Origin of the sequence: Mycetocola miduiensis (assembly GCF_900115155.1) — a bacterium.
In the GTDB taxonomy this organism is placed as follows: Bacteria; Actinomycetota; Actinomycetes; order Actinomycetales; family Microbacteriaceae; genus Mycetocola_A; species Mycetocola_A miduiensis.
Genome location: NZ_FOVM01000003.1, coordinates 335,262 through 354,554, shown reverse-complemented (window position 1 = coordinate 354,554; position 19,293 = coordinate 335,262). Strand labels below are relative to the sequence as shown.

At 65.4% G+C, this 19,293-nt stretch carries 18 protein-coding genes, 1 tRNA gene and 1 pseudogene; 12 read left to right on the top strand and 8 right to left on the bottom strand.

The annotated features are described in order from the left end of the window. Positions 1–1,442, top strand: a 1,442-nt coding sequence (locus BM197_RS07515) for an HNH endonuclease signature motif containing protein (RefSeq protein ID WP_143095031.1), incomplete at its 5' end; no start/stop codon positions are given. A 144-nt stretch (positions 1,443–1,586) separates the two neighbouring features. Here BM197_RS07515 and BM197_RS07510 read toward each other — a convergent pair. Genes BM197_RS07510 through BM197_RS07495 form a run of 4 tightly spaced genes read right to left on the bottom strand, consistent with a single transcriptional unit; the run spans position 1,587 to position 6,438 of the window. Then, complete coding sequence (locus tag BM197_RS07510) at positions 1,587–3,254, bottom strand: glycoside hydrolase family 13 protein (protein WP_090710193.1); 1,668 nt, start codon at positions 3,252–3,254, stop codon at positions 1,587–1,589. Positions 3,255–3,304: 50 nt separating this feature from the next. Next, on the bottom strand, positions 3,305–4,237 hold the full coding sequence (locus BM197_RS07505) for a carbohydrate ABC transporter permease (protein ID WP_177216766.1): 933 nt from the start codon (positions 4,235–4,237) through the stop codon (positions 3,305–3,307). Beyond that, positions 4,234–5,199, bottom strand: coding sequence for a carbohydrate ABC transporter permease (locus tag BM197_RS07500; RefSeq protein WP_090710192.1), 966 nt, complete (start codon positions 5,197–5,199; stop codon positions 4,234–4,236). The genes BM197_RS07505 and BM197_RS07500 overlap by 4 nt, the downstream gene beginning before the upstream one ends. Before the next feature lie 24 nt (positions 5,200–5,223). Continuing rightward, positions 5,224–6,438, bottom strand: coding sequence for an ABC transporter substrate-binding protein (locus BM197_RS07495; RefSeq protein ID WP_090710190.1), 1,215 nt, complete (start codon positions 6,436–6,438; stop codon positions 5,224–5,226). A gap of 160 nt (positions 6,439–6,598) precedes the next feature. Here BM197_RS07495 and BM197_RS07490 point away from each other — a divergent pair, with 160 nt between their 5' ends. Next, positions 6,599–7,852, top strand: a complete 1,254-nt coding sequence (locus BM197_RS07490; protein ID WP_090710188.1) for an ROK family protein — start codon at positions 6,599–6,601, stop codon at positions 7,850–7,852. Positions 7,853–7,984: 132 nt separating this feature from the next. Here BM197_RS07490 and BM197_RS07485 read toward each other — a convergent pair whose 3' ends face one another. From BM197_RS07485 to BM197_RS07475, 3 genes are read right to left on the bottom strand one after another with little or no spacing between them, the layout of a single operon-like run. Next, positions 7,985–9,649: a tripartite tricarboxylate transporter permease gene (locus BM197_RS07485; RefSeq protein ID WP_090710187.1), complete on the bottom strand. Its 1,665-nt coding sequence runs from the start codon at positions 9,647–9,649 to the stop codon at positions 7,985–7,987. Position 9,650: 1 nt separating this feature from the next. Continuing rightward, on the bottom strand, positions 9,651–10,241 hold the full coding sequence (locus BM197_RS07480) for a tripartite tricarboxylate transporter TctB family protein (protein ID WP_090710185.1): 591 nt from the start codon (positions 10,239–10,241) through the stop codon (positions 9,651–9,653). Positions 10,242–10,243: 2 nt separating this feature from the next. Further along, positions 10,244–11,257 carry a Bug family tripartite tricarboxylate transporter substrate binding protein gene (locus BM197_RS07475; RefSeq protein WP_090710183.1) on the bottom strand — a complete coding sequence of 338 codons (1,014 nt, stop codon included), beginning with the start codon at positions 11,255–11,257 and terminating at the stop codon, positions 10,244–10,246. A 182-nt stretch (positions 11,258–11,439) separates the two neighbouring features. On the opposite strand from BM197_RS07475, the gene BM197_RS07470 reads away from it, so the two are divergent. The 7 genes from BM197_RS07470 (at position 11,440) to BM197_RS16615 (ending at position 16,079) form a co-directional block, all read left to right on the top strand. Further along, the gene (locus BM197_RS07470; RefSeq protein WP_090710182.1) at positions 11,440–13,089 is read left to right on the top strand and encodes an ATP-binding protein; all 1,650 of its coding nucleotides are present in this window, start codon (positions 11,440–11,442) and stop codon (positions 13,087–13,089) included. Next, complete coding sequence (locus BM197_RS07465) at positions 13,089–13,811, top strand: response regulator (RefSeq protein WP_090710181.1); 723 nt, start codon at positions 13,089–13,091, stop codon at positions 13,809–13,811. The genes BM197_RS07470 and BM197_RS07465 overlap by 1 nt, the downstream gene beginning before the upstream one ends. A 51-nt stretch (positions 13,812–13,862) precedes the next feature. Beyond that, entirely contained in the window at positions 13,863–14,252 is a 390-nt protein-coding gene (locus BM197_RS07460) for an ester cyclase (protein ID WP_090710180.1), read from the top strand. Positions 14,253–14,377: 125 nt separating this feature from the next. Beyond that, positions 14,378–14,451, top strand: a tRNA-Pro gene (locus tag BM197_RS07455). Between the two features lie 181 nt (positions 14,452–14,632). Next, positions 14,633–14,887, top strand: a complete 255-nt coding sequence (locus BM197_RS07450) for a helix-turn-helix domain-containing protein (RefSeq protein WP_245762445.1) — start codon at positions 14,633–14,635, stop codon at positions 14,885–14,887. A gap of 21 nt (positions 14,888–14,908) precedes the next feature. Beyond that, on the top strand, positions 14,909–15,370 hold the full coding sequence (locus tag BM197_RS16620; protein WP_245762444.1) for a hypothetical protein: 462 nt from the start codon (positions 14,909–14,911) through the stop codon (positions 15,368–15,370). Further along, positions 15,330–16,079 carry a tyrosine-type recombinase/integrase gene (locus BM197_RS16615; RefSeq protein ID WP_245762443.1) on the top strand — a complete coding sequence of 250 codons (750 nt, stop codon included), beginning with the start codon at positions 15,330–15,332 and terminating at the stop codon, positions 16,077–16,079. The genes BM197_RS16620 and BM197_RS16615 overlap by 41 nt, the downstream gene beginning before the upstream one ends. A 620-nt stretch (positions 16,080–16,699) precedes the next feature. Here BM197_RS16615 and BM197_RS07440 read toward each other — a convergent pair. Further along, positions 16,700–17,044, bottom strand: coding sequence for a DUF5335 family protein (locus tag BM197_RS07440; RefSeq protein ID WP_090710176.1), 345 nt, complete (start codon positions 17,042–17,044; stop codon positions 16,700–16,702). A gap of 153 nt (positions 17,045–17,197) precedes the next feature. On the opposite strand from BM197_RS07440, the gene BM197_RS07435 reads away from it, so the two are divergent. The 3 genes and pseudogenes from BM197_RS07435 to BM197_RS07425 all read left to right on the top strand — a co-directional run. Next, positions 17,198–17,647, top strand: coding sequence for a DUF1931 family protein (locus BM197_RS07435; protein ID WP_090710175.1), 450 nt, complete (start codon positions 17,198–17,200; stop codon positions 17,645–17,647). Positions 17,648–17,758: 111 nt separating this feature from the next. Then, positions 17,759–18,457, top strand: coding sequence for an SDR family oxidoreductase (locus BM197_RS07430; RefSeq protein WP_245762442.1), 699 nt, complete (start codon positions 17,759–17,761; stop codon positions 18,455–18,457). A 48-nt stretch (positions 18,458–18,505) separates the two neighbouring features. Then, positions 18,506–18,850, top strand: a pseudogene (locus BM197_RS07425) (EamA family transporter); the annotation flags it as partial. Between the last annotated feature and the right edge of the window lie 443 nt (positions 18,851–19,293).

Sequence of the window (19,293 nt, the reverse complement as noted above, 5' to 3'; positions counted from 1 at the left end):
CCGCGGCGCTGGCCGATGGGTGTTCGAACATTGTGGGTGAGATCGCGGACTTGCAGCGGGCTGAGGCGCGGCGGCAGGCGTGGATGGTGGAACTGATCGACGAAGCCCGGCGGGCGTCCGAGGCGAGCTTGCACGGGGTGCGGGTGCTCGGCTCGACCCTGTCCGAGGCGCGGCGGCAGGAAATGGCCCGACGCTCCCTGGTCGCGGAACTCGCCTGCGCGTTGCTGATGCCGGAGACCACGGTGATCGGGATGCTGACCGACGCCGAAGCGCTGATCCACCGGCTCCCGGCGACGATGACCGCGCTCCGGGCCGGGGAGATCACGTACAAGCATGCGAAGGTGCTCGTCGACCAGACCGCGACCCTCTCCCCGGAAGCTGCGCTGCTGTTGGAGGAGCAGGCGGTGCCGTTCGGCCGGTCGTTGACGGTGTCGAAGTTCCGGGCCAAAACCCGGCTGCTCCGGGAGCACCTCGACCCGGACTCGGTCGCCGCCCGGGTCGCGAAGTCAGCGCAGGACCGGCGGTTGGACTTCCAGCCCGCCGATGACGGGATGGCGTGGCTCAGCCTGTACACGACCGCCCCTGAAGCGACCTCGATTTACACCGCCGTGCGTGATCATGCCCTCGCGGTGCGAACCCCGGCCGATCCCCGCACCCTGACCCAGCTGAGCGCGGATGTGTTCACCGACGCCGTCTCGGCGGCGCTGTGCGGGGAACTGCCCGCGGGTGATGGAGGCCCGGGCGATGGAGGCGATCAGCTGGAGAGCCCGGGCGACCTCTCCGACGACGGCCAGAAACAACTTTTCGACGCCCAGAAGCGAAATTCCACCGCCCAGAAGCGACGTTCCGGTTTCGGCTCGGGTGCGGCGTTCCGCAGGATCCGGCCGACGGTCACGGTGACGATACCGGCGATGACCCTGCTCGGCAGGTCCGAGGAACCCGGGACGCTCGAGGGGTACGGTCCGATCGACGCGGACACTGCCCGGGAGCTCGCCGGCCAGTCGAACGTCTGGTACCGGATGCTCACCGACCCGACCGCCGGGGTCCCGGTCGCTCTGGACCGGACCAAGTACAAGCCGACGAAGAAGATGAAACAGTACCTCCGCTGCCGCGACGGAACCTGCCGGTTCCCCGGCTGCAACCGCACCGCCCGGCATTGCGACCTCGACCACACCAACGATCACGCGCACGGCGGCCCGACCGAATGCGACAATTTGGCCCATCTCTGCCGAAAACACCACCGGCTGAAGCACCAGACCACCTGGCAGGTTCAACAACGCGGCAACGGAGTCCTCGAATGGACCTCACCCGGCGGACGCACCTACACAACCCAACCCGAGACATACTCATCCCCGCACCTGCAGGCTCCCGACGAGCCGGAATCCGCGCCCCCGCCACCAGCAGAGGCAGAGACCGGTCTCGACGACGCAGCGCCCTTCTGAACCATCCCGCCCTGAACCATCCCGCCCTTCTGAACCATCCCGCCCTGAACCATCCCGCCCTGAACCATCCCGCCCTTCTGAACCATCCCGTCCACCTCAGCCAGCCCGACGCCTGGACGTGGCCCGAATGGGAGAACAGGGCAGTCAGTCGCGACGAAGCCAGGCGGTCGTTTCGCCGGGGAGCAGCCCGCCCTCGAGGGGACTACTGAACAGCAACACTTCGCCCTCGGGCAGCTCCACCGGCGTATTGCCGAAATTCATCACCGTCTCCCACCCGTTGGGTCGGCGGAAATGCACAACGTCAGACTTCGACGGGATCCACTCGAGTTGCTCACCGGTCTGCAGCACCCGCCGCAGCGCGAGAGCATCCCGGTAAAGCCGAAGCGTGGACTCCGGGTCTCTCTCCTGGACCTCGACTGCGACGGAACCCCATGACGCCGGCTGGGGCAGGTGGGGTTCCCCGGGTCCGAAGCCGAACGAGGGCCCCGTAGCCGTCCAAGGAAGGGGCACGCGACATCCGTCACGGCCGATGTCCACACCGGGGTTCCGGAAGAACGCCGGATCCTGACGTCGATTGGCGGGGATGTCGGCAACCTCGGGTAGTCCGAGCTCTTCGCCCTGGTACAGATAGGCCGAACCGGGCAGAGCGAGTTCGAACAGCGTCGCCGCGCGGGCGCGGCGCAGCCCGCGTTCAGCGTCGAGCACCGGAGACGTGCCACCAGAACGCAGCCAGTCGCTGCCGTGCTTCGTCTTCGGGTCGGCGGGCTCAGGCAGGCCATACCGGGTGGCGTGCCGCACGACGTCGTGATTGGAGAGCACCCAGGTCGTCGAGGACCCGGACAGTCCAGCCAGAGCGAGATTCTCAGTCACAATCCGGCGGAACGTAACCGCGTCGAATCCTGCCTCGAGAAGATCGAAGTTGAAGGCCTGGCCGAGGCCCTCCGGGCTGGCGTACCGGTGCCGCCGGCTCGACTCCACCCACGCTTCGGCCACCCCGGTGCGTGGTGGCGTGTAGCTGTTGAACACGGCCCGCCACTCGGCGTAGATTTCGTGGACTTCGTCGCGGTCCCACAGCGGATGCCCCCCGGCGTCGCGGGGGAGTGCGTCCATGTCGGCCTGGCTGGGCAGGTCGAGGTCGAGCTTCTTGGCAAGGCCGTGGGCGACGTCGATGCGGAACCCGTCTACCCCCCGGTCGGACCAGAACCGCAACGTCGTCAGGAAGTCGTCGCGGACCTCACGATTGTCCCAGTTGAGGTCGGGCTGCTCGGTCGCGAAGTAGTGCAGGTACCACTGGCCGTCACCGACCGGCTCCCACGCAGGCCCGCCGAACGCGCTCGTCCAGTCGGCCGGCGGTTCTGAACCATCCGGCCCGCGGCCGTCACGGAAGATGTACCGGTTGCGCGCGGCCGAGTCGCGCGGCGAGGCGAGGGCCTCGACGAACCACTCGTGCCGGTTCGAGGTGTGGTTGGGCACGATGTCGACGATGAGCCGGATGCCGCTCGAGTGGAGGTCGGCGACGAGGGCGTCGAAGTCGTCGAGGGTGCCGAGGCGGGGGTCGACATCGCGGTAGTCGTCGACGTCGTAGCCTCCGTCTGCGAGCGCCGACGGGTAGAACGGGCTCAACCACACCGCATCGATATCGAGGCGGCGGAGGTACGGAATACGCGACCGGATGCCGGGCAGGTCGCCGATCCCGTCACCGTTGGCATCCGCGAAACTGCGAGGGTAGATCTGGTACACGGCTGCCTGCCGCCACCAGTTGGGGTCTGCGTCGAGTTCTCGGGCGGTTTCGCGCGTGCGCACGTCGGTCACGGGTGATCCTTTGGTGTCGGGAGTGGTGACGAGTTACGGTCGCGAGAGCATCAGCCCTTCACAGCGCCCTGGGTGACACCTTCCATGACCCAGCGCTGAGTGAACAGGTAGACGATGATCGCCGGGGCCATCGCCATGAGGTACGACGCGAATGAGACGTTGTAGTTGGTGCTGAACTGCGTCTGGAAGATGTTCTGCACCACGGGGATGGTCTGCTGGTCCGCCTGGGCGATGATCAGCGACGGCATCATGAAGTCGTTCCACGACGCGAGGAAGGCGAAGATCGCGACGGTGGCGCTCATTGGGGCGAGCAGCGGGAAGATCAGCTGCCAGAACGTCTGCCAGGTCGTGGCACCGTCGATCCGCGCGCTTTCCTCGAGCTCGAGTGGAATTGAGCGCAGGAAGGCGGTGAACAGCAGGATGCTGAACGAGAGCTGGAACATGATGTGCAGGATCGTCACACCGACCGGGTTCGCGAGACCGACCAGTCCGGTGAGCTGGATCTGGGGGAGCGCGACGACGGGGAACGGCAGGAACATGGCCGCCAGCAGGTAGAAGAAGGACCAGCGGAACAGGCGGTGTTCCCAATTGCGCACGATGGCGTAGGAGGCGAGGGCGGCCAGGAGCACGGTGCCGACGACGGTGCCGAGCGTCACCAGGACGGAGATGGTGAAGGTGACGGGGAAGTTGGTGAGTTCCCAGGCCTCGACGAACCCGGAGAAGTCGACCGGCGCCGGGAGCGAGAAGGCATTGCCGTCGACGGCTTGCGCTGTCGTCTTCATCGACATCGAAATCGTGACGTACAACGGCAGCAGAACCGTCAGCGCGCAGAGGAACAGGATGATCATGACCGGCCAATTGGTGGTCTCCTGTCCGACCTTTCCGCGCCTGCTGCGCGTGCTGCGCGTTCCGGCATCCCCGCTCCCCTTGTCGGCGGCTGACCGAGTCGCGGGAGTCGCCGTCCGGATCTTTTCCTGCGTCATGAGATGGCTGCCTTTCCACGAGTAAGTCGAAGTTGAAGGAGCGAAATGAGAATGGCGATGATGAAGAAGAGCGTCGCATTCGCCATCTGGTAGGCGTAATCGCCGCCGGTGAAGCCGGTGAAGATGGTCATGGCGATGCTTCGCGTCGACGTGCCCGGCCCACCGTTGGTCAGACCCACGATGACGTCGTACGCGCTGAGGAAGTTCTTGAACCCGAGAATGACGTTGATGACGACATAACCGGCGACGAGCGGAAGGGTGACCGAGCGGAGCCGGACCCAGGCGCTCGCGCCGTCGATGTCGGCTGCTTCGTATACTTCACCGGGGATGGACAGCAGGCCGGCGATGTAGATCAGCAGGGCGCCCGGGATGGACTGCCACGCCGTGACGATGACGATCCCGATCCAGGCGGTGCTTTCGTTGGCCAGGATCGATTCCTGCAGCCACGGTATCCCGGTGGCGGCGCCCAGCGCCGGCAGTGAGTTCGAGAAAAGGTACTTGAACACGAACGCGATGACGATGCCGGAGATGACCATCGGGATGACGAAGATGGCCCTCAGCGGGGTCTTCAGGCGGATCCGGGAGGTCAGAGCCACCGCAAGGAGAAACGCGATGACGTTGACCACGATCACGGTGACGAGAGCGAAGCCGAAGGTGAAGAGGTAGCTCGAGAGGATCGCGGGGTCCGAGAATACCGCGATGTAGTTGGTGAACCCGACGAGTTGCCAGTCACCGAAACCGATGAAGTTCGTGAAGCTGTAGAAGATCCCCACGAGCGCCGGGAGGGTGATGAACAGGGTGAAGAGGATGAGTGTCGGCAGGAGGAACAGGTAGTAGACCCCGTCGACCTTCGGTTTGCCCCTCTTCGTGTGCGCACCGGCGAGATGATCGGTCTGCCCGTGCTCGGCCGCGGAGACGAGGTCGCCGGCGGCCGCCGAGGCCGGTGTGATAGGAATCGTCATGTCGTTGTCCTCCGAGGCTTCTGATTACTCGCGGAAGGCCAGGCGTGCCCAGTCGGCGTCGAGTCGGGCAAGCGTCCGATCGATGTCCGCACCGGTCGCCATGGCCTGGATGTAGTTGGCGGTGGGGATACTCAGGTGGACGCGCTGTGACGGGCCCAGGTAGAAGCGGCCGTCCTGGTAGTAGTCGGCCATGCCGATGATGCGTTCATCCGTGGGCGGAGCGGCGTCAGTGGTGGTTCCGAAGCCGAGGAAGGCGGCGTTGTACTCGTCCATCGTGTCCTGCTGCATGAGGTACGAGACGAAGGTGCGTGCGGCTTCCTTGTCAGTGCCGGCCTCGGGGACCCAGAGCGCGAGGTCGACGTTCACCCGAACCTTGAGGTCGTCGGGGTCATTCGTGGCCGGAAGGGGGAAGGTGCCGAGGTCGAGACTGTCGTCTGTCTTGGCGATCTCGCCGAGTGCCCACGGACCCTGCATCAGCATGGCCGCTTCACCCTTGGCGAAAGCGACGTTCCCGTCGCCGTAGGTGCGGCTCTCCGCATTATCGTTCGAGTAGGCGGAAAGTTCCACCATCTTCTCGACGGGTTCCTTGAAGTCCTTCTGGAAGGAGACCGGCGATTCGGGCCCCACCTCCGTGCCGAGTTCGTTCATTTGCTCGAAGAAGTCCGGGAGATCGAGCGATCCGCCGGCTGTGTAGTCGAACAGTCCCTGCGCGATCGTCCACGGCTCCGAGAACGTGCTGTAGATCGGGGTGATTCCGGCGTCCTGCAGCGTGTTGCACACCTCGATCAGTTCATCCCAGGTCTCGGGGACCTCGAGGCCGTTCTCTTCGAAGATGTCCTTGTTGTAGATGACGGATGCCGCGGCGACCGAGTACGGCAGCACGCTCGTGCGTCCGGGATAGGTGGAGTACTGGTCGACGAGGTCCTGCACGTCCGGGCGGATGCGGCTCGCCTCCTCCATGTCACCGAGGTCGGAAAGAGCGCCGCGTTCCATGAACCGCGACATCTCCATGTTGTAGTTGAGAAGTCCGACGTCGGGCGGGTTGCCGCGCAGGAAGCCGGCTGACAGGTTCGACGCTGTGTCGAGTGTCACATGGACGTCTGACTGCTCTTCATTGAACTGGGCCGTGAGTTCGCGGAAGAATTCGATCGCTTCCGGCTTGCTCATGTGGAAGGTGATTTCGGCTGGGCCGCTCCCGTCGGCGGCGCACCCTGACAGGGCGGCGGATACGCCCAGCATTCCGGCAAGAGCAAAGCCGACCCGAGTGAGAGATTTTCTTTGGAGCACGTCGTTGTCCCCCTTGATAGAAGCGATCCGGCAGGCGAGGATCGACTAAATATAGGTTGTGCATTTATTTGTGTCGTAAATATTGCGCCCGCCCAATGGAAAGGTCAAGGGGTTGAGTCACTCCGTCGCAGCGTCTTCGCCGCAGCTCATGCGGACGCTCAACGCGCGTCACGTGTTGGAGTTCGCGTGGCAGGCGACTGTTTTCACGGCATCCGATCTCATGGCGGCGACCGGGCTCACCCGCGCCACAGTGATCGGGCTCTGTGACGACCTCGTTGGATTGGGCTGGCTCGACGAACTGGGTAACGCGCGAACCGGCAGCGACTACCGCAAGGGACGGCCGGCTCGTCGCTACACGCTGCGCGACCGCGCTGCCGTCGTCGTCGGCGTCGATGCGGGCTACGACCGGATGTCAGCGACGGTTGCAGATCTTCGTGGCCGGGTCCTCGGCCAGGCGGACGAGAACATCCCTGCCGCAACACCGCAGAGCGTCGAGCGACTCGCGGATGCCGACGATCGCCGCCGGATGGCACGGTCGGTTTTCGATCGGGCGCTCGTCGAATCCGGCATCGACGCGTCAACGATTCTTGCCGTGACCATCGGCGTGCCATCGCCAATCGATGCGGCCGGGGACTCACCGCCACACCGGACCGGGTTCTGGCAGCTGATGAACCCAGGCCTTCTCAACGAGTTCGACCAGGATGCGCCGCTCGTCACCGTGGAGAATGACGCCAACCTCGCGGCGATCGCCGAGCGAACCTCGAGTAAGGGCAGTGGTCGCACGGTCGACTCATACATAGCAATGCTCGTCGGCGAGGGTATCGGCGCAGGGCTGATGATCGACCGGCGGCTCGTTCGCGGACGACGGGGCGGCGCGGGGGAGATGCGGTTCCTCGACTACGTCGACGGAGTCCGTTCGGCAGACGGCCTGGCGCTGATTGCCAGGCAATGGGCCGCCGAGGCGATCCGGTCCGGGAATCTGCCGTTTGGCAGCCCGCTCAGCCAGCTTGACCCGGAGTCGCTGAGCGCTCGCGAGGTCACGGACGCTGCCGCGCGCGGTGATGAGACGGCGGCCGGCATCCTGGAGCGGCTCGCAGAGCGCCTCGCGCGCATCTGCATCGTGCTCGGCGACCTGCTCGACGTCGACCGTGTCATCGTTGGCGGTGCCGCTACCGCGACTTTGCCGACGGTGATCGAGCGGGCGGCTTTGCTGATTGCTGCAAGCGACGACCCGACGGCGCCCGATCTGGTGCCATCGGCGCTCGGCCCCGAGGCGGTTGGCATGGGGGCTGTCGAGCAGGCCCTCTCCCTCGTGCGCGAACGGGCGTTGGAGCTGACGCCCGGGCGGATGTCGCCGGTTGCGTGACGTCCGTTGGGTCTCGCTACGCAAGCTACTCGACCAGCAAGTGATTCGCTACGCGGGCTACTCGACCAGCGAGTGAATCGCTGATCGAGTAGCGCCCGAGCGCAGCGAGGCCGCGTACCGAGATCCCCTGTCCTAGCGACCACCTCGCCTGCGCGACCCTTTCTCCGTCGGCGGCTCTTCAGCGGGAGCCTGAACGCGGATGTCCGATGTCTTCACATCGGTCGGCCGCTCTCCGGCATCCCAGGCCTGGTTCACCGCAGCGGACAGCGACGTGTCCGCAGCCGCGGCCGCGGCCAGGGTTCGCTCGAGGCGGCTTTGGCGACGTCGGAGCCACAGCCCCAGCGCGATGATGAGGATGAGCGCGATGTAGCAAACCGCGGCGAACGGACTGAGGAACAGTGCGCTCAGGTCGCCCTGGCTGAGCTGCAGTGCACGCCGCAACTGTGCCTCAGCCATCGGACCGAGGATGAGACCGATTACCAGCGGCGCAATCGGGTAGCCGAACCGGCGCAGGAAATAGCCGAGCACACCGACGAACAACAGGATCACGATGTCAGCCACGGCAAAGTTCACCGCGTACGCCCCGAGAACCGCGAACGTGAGAATGCCCGCGTAGAGATAGGGCCGCGGGATCTGCAGCAGCTTCACCCAGATGCCCACGAGCGGCAGGTTGAGAATGAGTAGCATGACGTTGCCGATGTAGAGACTGGCGATGAGCGCCCAGACGAGCGCCGGCTGGTTCGTGAACAGTTGCGGGCCGGGCTGGATGCCGTATGACTGGAACGCGGACAGGATGATCGCTGCGGTGGCCGTCGTGGGAAGCCCGAGCGTGAGCAAGGGAACGAGCACGCCCGCGGCGGCCGCGTTGTTAGCCGATTCCGGCCCGGCGACGCCTTCGATTGCACCCCGACCGAACTGATCCTTGTGCTTGCTCAGCTTTTTCTCGCTGGCATAGGAGAGGAACGTGGCGACGTCTGCGCCGCCCGCTGGAATCGTGCCGATCGGGAATCCGATCGCGGTGCCGCGGAGCCACGGTTTCCAGGAACGGCGCCAGTCGTCCTTCGTCATCCAACTGCGCCATCCACGGGTCACCGGGACGAGAGCGATTCGGCCGTGTCGCATCCGGCTCGCAACGTAAAGTGTCTCGCCGACGGCGAAGAGGCCGACAGCGACGAGGACCACGTCGATTCCGTCCGCCAGAGGAAGCAGCCCGAACGTGTAACGCTGCTGGCCCGACAGGATCTCAGTACCGACGAGGCCGAGGAAGAGGCCGATGCCCAGCGAGGTGAGTCCGCGCCAGACGGAGGAGCCCAACAGTGCGCCAACGGTGATGAAGGCGACGACCATGAGGGCCACGTAATCGGCCGGCGCAAGGTTCACCGCCCAGGCGGCGATGATGGGAGCGAGCATGGTCAAGCCGAGCGTCGCGATCGTGCCGGCGACGAAGGAACCGAGTGCCGCTGTGGCGAGGGCGGCGGCCCCACGCCCGAGCTTCGCCATCTTGTTGCCCTCGAGGGCGGTGACGATCGACGCGGATTCCCCAGGCGTGTTGAGCAGGATGCTCGTGGTCGAGCCTCCATACATTCCGCCGTAATAGATGCCCGCGAAGGTGATCAGAGCGGCGGTGGGGTCGAGCGTGTAGGTGAGCGGCAGGAGCAACGCCACGGTCATGGCGGGTCCGATGCCCGGCAGCACGCCGACAGCGGTTCCGACGAGCACGCCGATGAAGCCGAAGATGAGGTATTGCGGCTGGAGGGCGGTTGCGAAGCCCTCCATCAGGCTCAGGATGTTGTCCATGTCAGCCTCTCAGGCTCTGCAGCAGTGGGTCGAGCCAGGTGAGTAGCGGACCCGGCGGGAGGGAGAGCCCGAGGAGTCCTCCGAACACGATGTAGACGACGAATCCGAGGGCGAGACCGATGAGCAGTGCCACCCACCAGCGTTTCGCACCGAGCGACCAGGCCACGCCTCCGAAGAGGAGGGCGGCCGCGAACGGCCAGCCGATGATCTCGAGGAGCGCGATGAAGGCGGCGACGAAGGCGACGATCTTGGCGAGCGTGATCCAGTCGGTTTTCGCTTGGGTGTCGACGTCTTCACCCTGTTCGAGGTCTCCCAGTTTTCCTCTTGCGATGTCGACGATCACCATAGCTGCCGAGATCACGAGGATCGTGCCGACCATGAACGGGAAGACGCGCGGCCCGACCTGGGTACCGGAGGTCGGCAGGCGAATAGCGAAGGCGCCCACGAAGACGAAGATACCGAGCGCGAGCGCGAGCCCCGCGAAAATGTACTCGCCCAGCTTGGAGCGCGGGGCGGATGCTTCGGCCGGTTCTCCACCGGCCGAAGGGCGCGCCGGGCCTGTGCCCGCCGCGCCCATCGATGGTGTGGACATGGTCAGTCGACCAGCCCGATGTTGGTGAGCGTCGTCGTGACCGAGGCGATGTTTTCCTCTAGGAATGTTTCAAAGTCATCACCGGCGAGGAAGGCATCCGCCCAGCCGCGAGTCTCGAGCACCTCGGTCCAGGCCTCGCTGTCGTGCATCTCGGTCACGACATCGATGAGCGCTTCGCGGTCGGCGTCCGAGATGTCCGTCGGAGCGAGCACGCCACGCCAGTTGGTCAGCGTGACGTCGTAGCCCTCTTCAGTGATCGTCGGCACGTCGGGGAGGTTTTCCGCGGGCTCTGCCGAGGATACGGCGAGGGCCTTCATTGTTCCAGCCTCGATGTGCTCGAGGAACTCACCGATGCCGGAGATGCCTGCCGATGCGTTGTTGCCAAGGATCAGCGCGACGGCTTCGCCACCGCCCGAGTTGGGGATGTAGTTCAGGCTTTCCGCGATTTCGGAGCCGGACAGGCCGGCTTCTTCGAGCATCAGGCCGGCGAGGATGTGGTCGGCACCGCCGGCTGATCCGCCGGTGACCGAGACATCCTGGCCGTTCTCCTTGATGTCTTCGACAAGATCCTCAAGGGTGTCGTACTTCGACTCCGCCGGAACCACGACGACGAGGGCCTCTTCGGTCAGGCGAGCGATGGGGGTGGTGTCTTCCATCCGGATCTCGGCGTCATTCGTCTCGACGGCGCCCACCATCACCAGTCCGGTGACCATGAGGGTGTGCGGATCCTTTTCGTTCGCCAGCGAGGCGAGGCCGACCGTTCCGCCGGCGCCCCCGATGTTGGTGACGGGGGCGCTGTCGACCAGGTCTTCGGACGTAAGGGTTTCAGACATGGCGCGTCCGGTCTGGTCCCATCCGCCGCCGGGCTCAGCCGGGACGATGATCGAGAGGTCGCTGACCTTGACGCTTTCTGCTGTGTCACCGTTACCCGTTCCGGTGTCGGCAGCTGGTGTGCTGCAGGAGGCCAGGGTGACAGCCGTTGCTGCGGCCACGATGACCAGTGCGAGTCGTCGCATGATTTTTCTCCTCATTGAGTGATTGCCTCGTTGCAAAACGCGATGATGCTGAAGAGAACGGTAGGTCCCGTCGGCGACGTCGCGCCTCTTTTGTAAGTATTGGACGCAACGACCGCCGGGTCCAGTGGCTTTTTCGGTCGTCGACGGTGGGGCGTTCGGGCGACAATGGGGGAGTGAAGGCAATGTCGCTTCGGGTCCAGCTCCTGCTCTTGCAGGCACTGATCGTGTGCGCCGTCGTGCTGGTGACCGGCATCGTGACGGCCAACCTTCTCGAGCGCGAGATGCGCGACGCCTACCTGGATCGCATGATCGGGGTCGCCCAGTCGGTGGCGACGCTGCCCGCCATCCGCGACGCCTACGACGACAAGAATCCCGCTGCGGTGATCCAGCCGATCGCCGAGTTGATCCGGGAGGCGTCGAACGTGACGTACGTCGTCGTGACGGATGCCGACGGCATCCGTTATTCGCACCCGGATCCTGCTCGTGTCGGCGAGCGGGTGTCGACCGACCCGTCTGTGCCGCTCTCCGGGAAGATGTTCGTGGGGACGCAGACCGGCACGCTGGGGGAGTCGTGGCGGGCGAAGGTGCCCGTGCGGTCCGACGACGGTGAGGTGATCGGCACGGTGTCCGTCGGCATTCTGGAGTCGGCGCTGCAGGAAGACTTCCTTGGTGGGCTGGGTGCGCTGGTGTTCCCGCTGATCGCGTCCGCTGTGGTCGGAATCTTCGGTGCGGCGTGGGTGACGGCGGTGATCCGCCGGCGGATCTACCGGCTGGAGCCGAAGGAGATCGCGTCGCTCGTTGACTCTCGGGAGACGATGCTGCACGGCATGAGCGAGGGCATGATCAGCGTGGATGAAGCCGGTGTGATCGTGCTCGTCAACGATGCGGCGCTCGAGCTGCTGGGACTCGAGGAGGATTCGCTGACCGGACGGTTGGCTGCCGACGTGCTCGACCCGTCGCTGGTCGGTGTGCTGAAGCGCGGTGAACCGGGTGGGCAGCTCGTGCTCGCTGGGGAGCGGATCCTCGTGGCGCGCAGCACCGGAACCGAACTCGATGGCCGCGCCGTCGGTGCGACCTTGCTCGTGCGTGACCACACCGAGCTGCACCAGCTGCTGCGGGAGATGGATGGAGCGCAGTCGCTGACCAATGGTCTGCGGGCCCAGGCCCATGAGTTCGCGAACAAGCTGCATGTGATTTCGGGCTTGCTTGAGCTCGGCCTGGTCGATGACGCGCGCGCATTCGTGGAGCGGACGGGAACCGGTGGTGCGCTTCGGGTTCCCGGCGAGGAGGTTCTCCGTGAATTCCCGGAGCTCGCCGCACTGCTGCTCGTGAAAGCCAGCCACGCGCGGGAGCTCGGCATGTCGGTGTCGATCACACCGTCGGCTCCTCTCCCCGCCTGGTTGCGGTCGGATGCTGCGCTCACTTTGCGCGGAGACCTCGTGACCGTCGTCGGCAACCTCGTCGACAACGCGCTCGAGGCGTGCGCGGCGGGCGACGAAGTTCAGCTCGGATTCGCCGTGGATCCCTCTCTGATCCGGGTCACCGTGGACGACGACGGCAACGGCATCCCGCCAGACCAGTACGAGCGCGTGTTCGAGGAGGGCGTCTCGTCGAAAGCGCTGACGGATGCCGACAGCCCCGCGTTACGACGCCGAGGCATCGGCCTCGCGCTGGTGCGACGCACGGTTATGCGGGCCGGCGGCACGGTAACCGTTGGGCGGTCTGAGCGTGGGGGAGCGGCGTTTACGGTCGAGCTGCCTCTCGGGGATCTTCCGAAGGCTGCGGCGCAGGATCTGCCCGCCACCGTCGATGTTGCGGCGGTGCTGAAGTGATGGTCTCGAATCCGGTCTCATCGCATCCGGTCGCGTCCAAGCTCCGGACGACCATTGTGGACGACGACGTTGAGGTCGCGTCGTTGCACGCGAAGTTCGTGGGGGCGCATCCGGCGTTCGACGTAGTGGCGATCGCGCACAACGGTCCGGAAGCCCTGACGCTCATCGCCGACCACCGTCCTGACCTCGTGCTGCTCGACTTCGACCTGCCGGGTCTGCCCGGGCTGGATGTGCTCCGCGATGTGCGGGCGATGGGCGGCGCGCAGCCGGAGGTGATCGCGGTGACCGCCGCCAGGGATGTCGACAGTGTGCGGCAGGCGCGCAGTGCCGGGATTCAGCATTACCTGGTGAAACCGTTCACGGCGCTCGACCTGCGGGCGCGACTGGACGATGTGGCGCGCGACCGGCTCGCGCTCGTGGCATCCGGAACCCGGGAGGAGTTGGCGCAGCGCGACATCGATGCGCTGATGCGGACAGGTGGGCGTGGACGGGTGCAGTTGCCGAAGGGGCTGAGCGGCGAGACTCTCGCGATCGTCGAGGAGGCGCTCGGTTCGGTGCCGAACAGTTCGGCTGGGGAGATAGCGGAGCTGTCGGGTATCTCGCGGGTCAGTGCACGCAGGTACCTCGAGTACCTGGTGGAGACGGATCGGGCGCGGAAGACGCTCGATTATGCGACATCCGGGCGGCCCTCGACGCGGTTCGCGCGGAGCGTCGTGGGCTGAGCGGAGAGGCAGCGAATCCTCACTGCGGCGATCGGCGCCGATAATGAGGGGGTGGAACTGTGGCAGATGCGCGAGTGGTACGCCGATTACCTCGACGCGTGCAATCGGCACGACTTCGATGCGATCCGTTCCTTCGTCGATCCCTCGGTTCGGCGTGCGCACTTACCCGGTGGTGCCGATGCGTGGATTGCCGACCTGGCCGAGCTCTTCCAGGGGTTTCCCGACTGGCGTTGGCGCCGCATCCAACTCGTCATCGAGGGCGACCGCGTCGCGGTGCATCTGCGAGGAAGTGGAACGCATCTGGGGAGATATGCCGGCATCGCGCCGACGCGTAAGCACGCCAACGTCGCCGAGTTTGCGATGTATCGCGTGGCAAACGGGCGAATCGTGGAGTTCTCCGGCACGGGCGGTCACGAGCTGCTCACCCAGCTGGAGGGATGAATCACTGCCCTCGTCGTGGATCCAGCACTGAGGTGCATCCGGTCGATCTGAGCTGTTCGGAGTGACCGAAGGGCCCCGGAAAGTCCTGTAGCATTGACGAGGTTGCCCGTGAGGGTGACTGGTCGCGGGCTGTGGCGCAGCTTGGTAGCGCACTTGACTGGGGGTCAAGGGGTCGCAGGTTCAAATCCTGTCAGCCCGACCGAATGTCCCGGAAACTCAAGGGTTTCCGGGACTTTTTAGGTTAACGGAATTGACTACCCCATCAAAAACCCACCTTTTACTCCTCTCACAAGGCCCTGAGGCCACGCTCCCGTCCGTCGTGCTGACGTCGTTCTGGGTCCGCTCCGATCATTCGGGATTCTCGTGCACACCTACTGGGTATGAGCATTCACGACAACCACCCAACCTCTCCTCCTACCGACTCATGGGGTCTGGAACCCCTGATGGACGTCGCCGAACTGGCGTCCTACCTCGGCATACCGCTCTCCACGGTCTACGACTGGCGCGTGCACGGCAAAGGCCCGACGGCCTACCGGTTCGGCAAACACCTGAAGTTCGCCGTCTCCGACGTTCGGGCCTGGATTGCCGAGCAGCGCGAACCGTCCAACCCACCCGGTCACACCGATCGGCGGTGAACTGAGATGGCCCGGCCCCGGTTGACGATCGGCACGTTCGGCGACATCACCACGCGGGTGATGCCATCCGGCCGATTCGAGGCACGAACCCGCTACCGCGACTGGGACGGTCGGGCCCGCCAAGTGCAGGCCACCGGTGCCACCGCCAAGGCCGCCGAAGGCGCGCTGAAAGCGAAGCTCGCTGAGCGGTCCCTGTTCCGACCCGCCGACACCTCCCTGACGCCTGACAGCCTGTTCGCAGACCTCGTGGCCTACTGGTTGAACGACATCGATTTGGAGGGCCGGATCTCCAAAACCACCCGGAACCTGTATGAGCGCAACATGCGCACCCTGGTTTCTCCGGCGTTCGACAGCCTCACGCTGCGCGAGATGTGTGGCCCGGTGCGATCAGTTCATCAAACAGCTGGCGAAGCTCTCCTACAGCCGCGCCAAGCAGGCCCGGGTGGTGTTGCGGCTCGCCTTGGAACTGGCGGTGCGGCATGAGGTCCTCCCGCGCAATCCGATGGACCACGTCTCCCGCCTGCACCGCGAGCCGCACATCCCCGATGCGCTCATGGCCCCCGAGGTGAACATGATCCGCGCGGCGATCGCCCAGTGGGAGGGCGCCACTGACCACATCTCGGGGCCGAAGCCCGACGGCCAGCTCGGCGCGATCATCGAGGTGATGCTCGGCACCTCAGCACGGATCGGCGAGGTGCTGGCCGTCCGCCGCCGGGACGTCGACGTCACGAGCTCCGTGCCGTCCATCCGCCTGGCCGGCACGATCATCAGCCGCAAGGGTGAGCAGACGTTCCGGCAGGATCACCCCAAAACCGCCAGGTCCACTCGCGTTGTCGCCATCCCCACCTTCACCGCCGACGCAGTCCGCCGGCGACTCGCCAAGGTTGGCAGCCTAGGCCTGGATGCATTGCTGTTCCAGTCCCGGGACGGCACACCGCTGACGACGGCGAACGTGCGCAGACAACTGCGACAGGTACTCGAGGGGGCGGGCATCAAAGGAGTGACCCCACACATGTTCCGCCGTACTGTTGCCACTGCGGTCAACACCAACGCCAGCATTGAGCTCGCCTCAGAGTTGCTCGGCCACACGGACACGAAGATCACGGTGCAGCACTACATCCAACGCAGCGAGATGGTGAACCCGGTCACCGCCGCGCTCCTCGATCGCGCATTCGCGAAGGATGAAGAGTGAACGCGGTGCTGCCACGGTGGCTGCGCCGCGCCACCCGGGGTTTCGCCGCTCTGCAGCGAATTAAAGACCCGGAACCGCTCTTGGTTTGGTTAATTCCTGACTTGTGACGATTTCGGTGCTCGCGGAAGGACGTTTACTGGGTCCAAAGCTTCTCCTCTGGAGTCGGTCGCGACGTCGTCGCTGTCGTCCGTAAGGGGGTTCCATCGGACCAATCTTGCTGAAGTTTGACCGGGAGCTTCTAGACCCCTGTTCTAGCTGTTCATGTTGACCGGAGGCTAAGGCACTAAGCAGTGAACCGTGAGAGTCGTTCGGCCTTACCGCACCCTGCCACGTTCAAGCGCAACCAGAACGGAGCGAAGCCCTCATGACTCGCGGAGATCCGTGCTCAGCGCTGCGTGCGTGGCGGCCGCCATCAGGGTCGACGCCGCGGCAGCCGCCGACCTCGCCGTACGAGGGCTCGAGGAGTACTCCCTCCTGTTCAGCACGGTCCGGTCCGTACCCGCCGAGTGAGCCCTCACCCGCGCGCCTGCTCCGAACGTGACACAGGCGCCTACCCGGCAGAGCGGATGCACGGTCGGCAGCTCCGGCCGACGTCGACCCGGACCGAGAAGCACCGGCCGTCAGCTGCCGGACGCGGAGAAGAAGGTCACGATGGTCGTGGTGCCGTCCTGCTCGACGACGCGAAAGGCGCCCACGTCCGGGTCGATGTCGACCTGACTCGGGTGCGGAACCATGTGGCGCAGCACGACGGGGTGGCTTGAGGACCTCCCGCCCACGGCCACCACCACCACGTCGTCCTTGGGGTCGTACGACGTGTACGCGAACGGCAGGCGCTCGGCCTCCGTCTGGTCGCCGAACGAACGGTCGAGGACTTCGATCGTCACGTCCTGTCCCTCGCGGTCCTTCGTCAGGCGATCCAAACCCTCCACCCAGCTCGTGCGGTCCGTCGTCGAGATGTCTGCCATCGGTCCTGATCCTTCCGGGCATTGTTCGGGTGCCGAAGCTGCGGCCGATACCCATCTTCGGTCGACCCGGCGAATCGGCGCATCCCGTGTATCCGGGATGTCCTGTGGCGCCGCGTGCGCGAGGCTGGGACGACCCACAACACAGGAGGAACGATGGAGCTCTTCGGCGTCGCCCGTTTCGAACGCTTCTTCCGCGCGGCCGCCGGTCTCGACGTCGACAAGGACGACCTGCGCCGCTTCGACGACTTCGTGAACGACAAGATCTACGACCTCCTGCTGCGCGGACAGGCGAACGCGAAGGCGAACGGCCGCGACGTCATCGAGCCGCAGGACCTGCCGATCACCAAGGGCCTCCAGGAGTCCATCCACGCCTTCAAGGCGATCGACCAGGAGCTGTCCCTGGAGGCAATCCTCGAGCAGCTCACCCGGCGACCGCCGCTCGATGTGACCTACAGCGACGAGGCCCAGGCGCAGCTCCCGCTGGTCGCGGGCGGGCTGGGCGTCGCTCTCGCGCGGACGTTCCCGATCCTCCAGCGGGACCTGGTGAACCCGCAGACCGAGCACTGGGACCGCGCCGTCCAGATCTTCGACCTCCTGCTGTAGCGAGCTACGACGGCCCGCGCGCGGGACGCCTTCGGGGCCGGTGCCGTTCCTCGGCGCGTGCTCCGAACATCCCGTGTTCACGGGCTACCGCGAAGGTCCGCGACATCTACCGTGGATGGATGGCCAGAGTCGCTGTCGTGGGGGGCCACGGGAAGGTGGCCCGCCACCTCCATCCCCTGCTGGTTCGGGCCGGTCGCTCTCGTTCGCAACGAGGCCTACTCCTCGCAGCTCGAGGAACTGGGCGCCGAGGTCCGCCTGCTCGACATCGAGAGGTCCACGGCGGAGGACTTCACGCGTGCCTTCGACGGGTGCCGGGCCGTGGTGTTCGCCGCTGGAGCCGGCCCCGACGGCAAGGTCGAGCGCAAGCGCACGGTCGATCTCGAGGGTTCGCTGAAGTCGATCGAGGGGGCCAAGGGCGCTCGTATCCGGCGCTTCGTACAGATCTCCGCGATGGCCCTCGACGACCCAGTTCCCGCGGATGCGTCACCGGTGTGGCGCGCCTACGTCGAGGCGAAGCGCGAGGCGGACGAGGCGCTGCGGGCCAGCGGGCTCGACTGGACGATCCTGCGGCCTGGGTGGCTGACCGACGACCCCGGCCGGCGCCGGGTGGTCATCGGACGAGACGTACCGGAGGGTGACATCCCCCGGAGCGACGTAGCGGCGGTGATCGCCGCCGTCCTCGAGAACGACGGGACGATCAACAAGCAGTGGAACGTGGTCCAGGACGGTCTGATGATCGTGGAGGCGATCGCCCTCGCCATGCTCGCCGAGGCGGCACCCGGCGCCGGATGGGCTGGACATCACACCTAGACCCGCGGCCCCAGCGTGCGTCGTCGAGCAGGTTGCCGGGACCGAGGCCTCGTCGCCGCACCGCTGATGGTAATCCTCACTGTCGTCGCCTCGGTGCAGCAACCGCCGACCGGCACACCGCTCGAGTGGGCCGCATTCGCCTACCTCGGCGTGGTGAGCATGTTTTTCGGCTTCTTCGCCTGGTATCGCGGACTCGCGATCGGGCCGATGGCGCAGGTCAGCCAGGTGCAACTCATCCAACCCGTACTCAGCATCATTTGGGCTGCCCTGCTCCTGCACGAGGAACTGCTCTGGTCAACAATCCTCGGCGGCATCGCGGTGATCCTCTGCGCGGGTATCGCAGTGCGGGCCCGCCTGAACCGCCCGACACTAATCCCATCGGTCGCGCGATAGAGCCGCCCTGCTCCATGAGAGCCCGCGGAGAGTCCTGACTGTCGCGCTGAGGGTTCCGCTTTCGAGAGGAGCTGGGTCGAAGCAAACGAAGTCTTTCTGGTCAGCCAATGGTGGTCTGTCCGACCAGCGCTGGTCCTCGAAAGAGTCGCTCGAAAACCCCATCATTTACCCATCATTAACCCATGAAAAACAACCGTGAATGAGCGTGTCTGTCCGCGTACAATTGGAGCAAGTGAACCGCCCGGTTCCCTGTAAACACAAGGGAATCCGCCAGTTTTCAGAGATTTTCGGTAAAACCCGAGTTTAGGAAATAACCTCCAAGGGGTCGCAGGTTCAAATCCTGTCAGCCCGACCACGAAAGCCCCGATAGAACCATGTTTCTGTCGGGGCTATTTCTATGCCCAGAAACAAAAACCCGTCCAAAACCCGTCCAAACGGAGAAG

Coding starts and splice junctions, on each gene's coding strand:
- BM197_RS07480 (WP_090710185.1), bottom strand. CDS start 10,241: ATGTCCACACCATCGATGGGCGCGGCGGGCACAGGCCCGGCGCGCCCT.
- BM197_RS07440 (WP_090710176.1), bottom strand. CDS start 17,044: ATGGCAGACATCTCGACGACGGACCGCACGAGCTGGGTGGAGGGTTTG.
- BM197_RS07450 (WP_245762445.1), top strand. CDS start 14,633: ATGAGCATTCACGACAACCACCCAACCTCTCCTCCTACCGACTCATGG.
- BM197_RS07470 (WP_090710182.1), top strand. CDS start 11,440: ATGTCGCTTCGGGTCCAGCTCCTGCTCTTGCAGGCACTGATCGTGTGC.
- BM197_RS07505 (WP_177216766.1), bottom strand. CDS start 4,237: ATGACGCAGGAAAAGATCCGGACGGCGACTCCCGCGACTCGGTCAGCC.
- BM197_RS07465 (WP_090710181.1), top strand. CDS start 13,089: ATGGTCTCGAATCCGGTCTCATCGCATCCGGTCGCGTCCAAGCTCCGG.
- BM197_RS07475 (WP_090710183.1), bottom strand. CDS start 11,257: ATGCGACGACTCGCACTGGTCATCGTGGCCGCAGCAACGGCTGTCACC.
- BM197_RS07435 (WP_090710175.1), top strand. CDS start 17,198: ATGGAGCTCTTCGGCGTCGCCCGTTTCGAACGCTTCTTCCGCGCGGCC.
- BM197_RS07500 (WP_090710192.1), bottom strand. CDS start 5,199: ATGACGATTCCTATCACACCGGCCTCGGCGGCCGCCGGCGACCTCGTC.
- BM197_RS07495 (WP_090710190.1), bottom strand. CDS start 6,438: ATGCTGGGCGTATCCGCCGCCCTGTCAGGGTGCGCCGCCGACGGGAGC.
- BM197_RS07485 (WP_090710187.1), bottom strand. CDS start 9,649: ATGGACAACATCCTGAGCCTGATGGAGGGCTTCGCAACCGCCCTCCAG.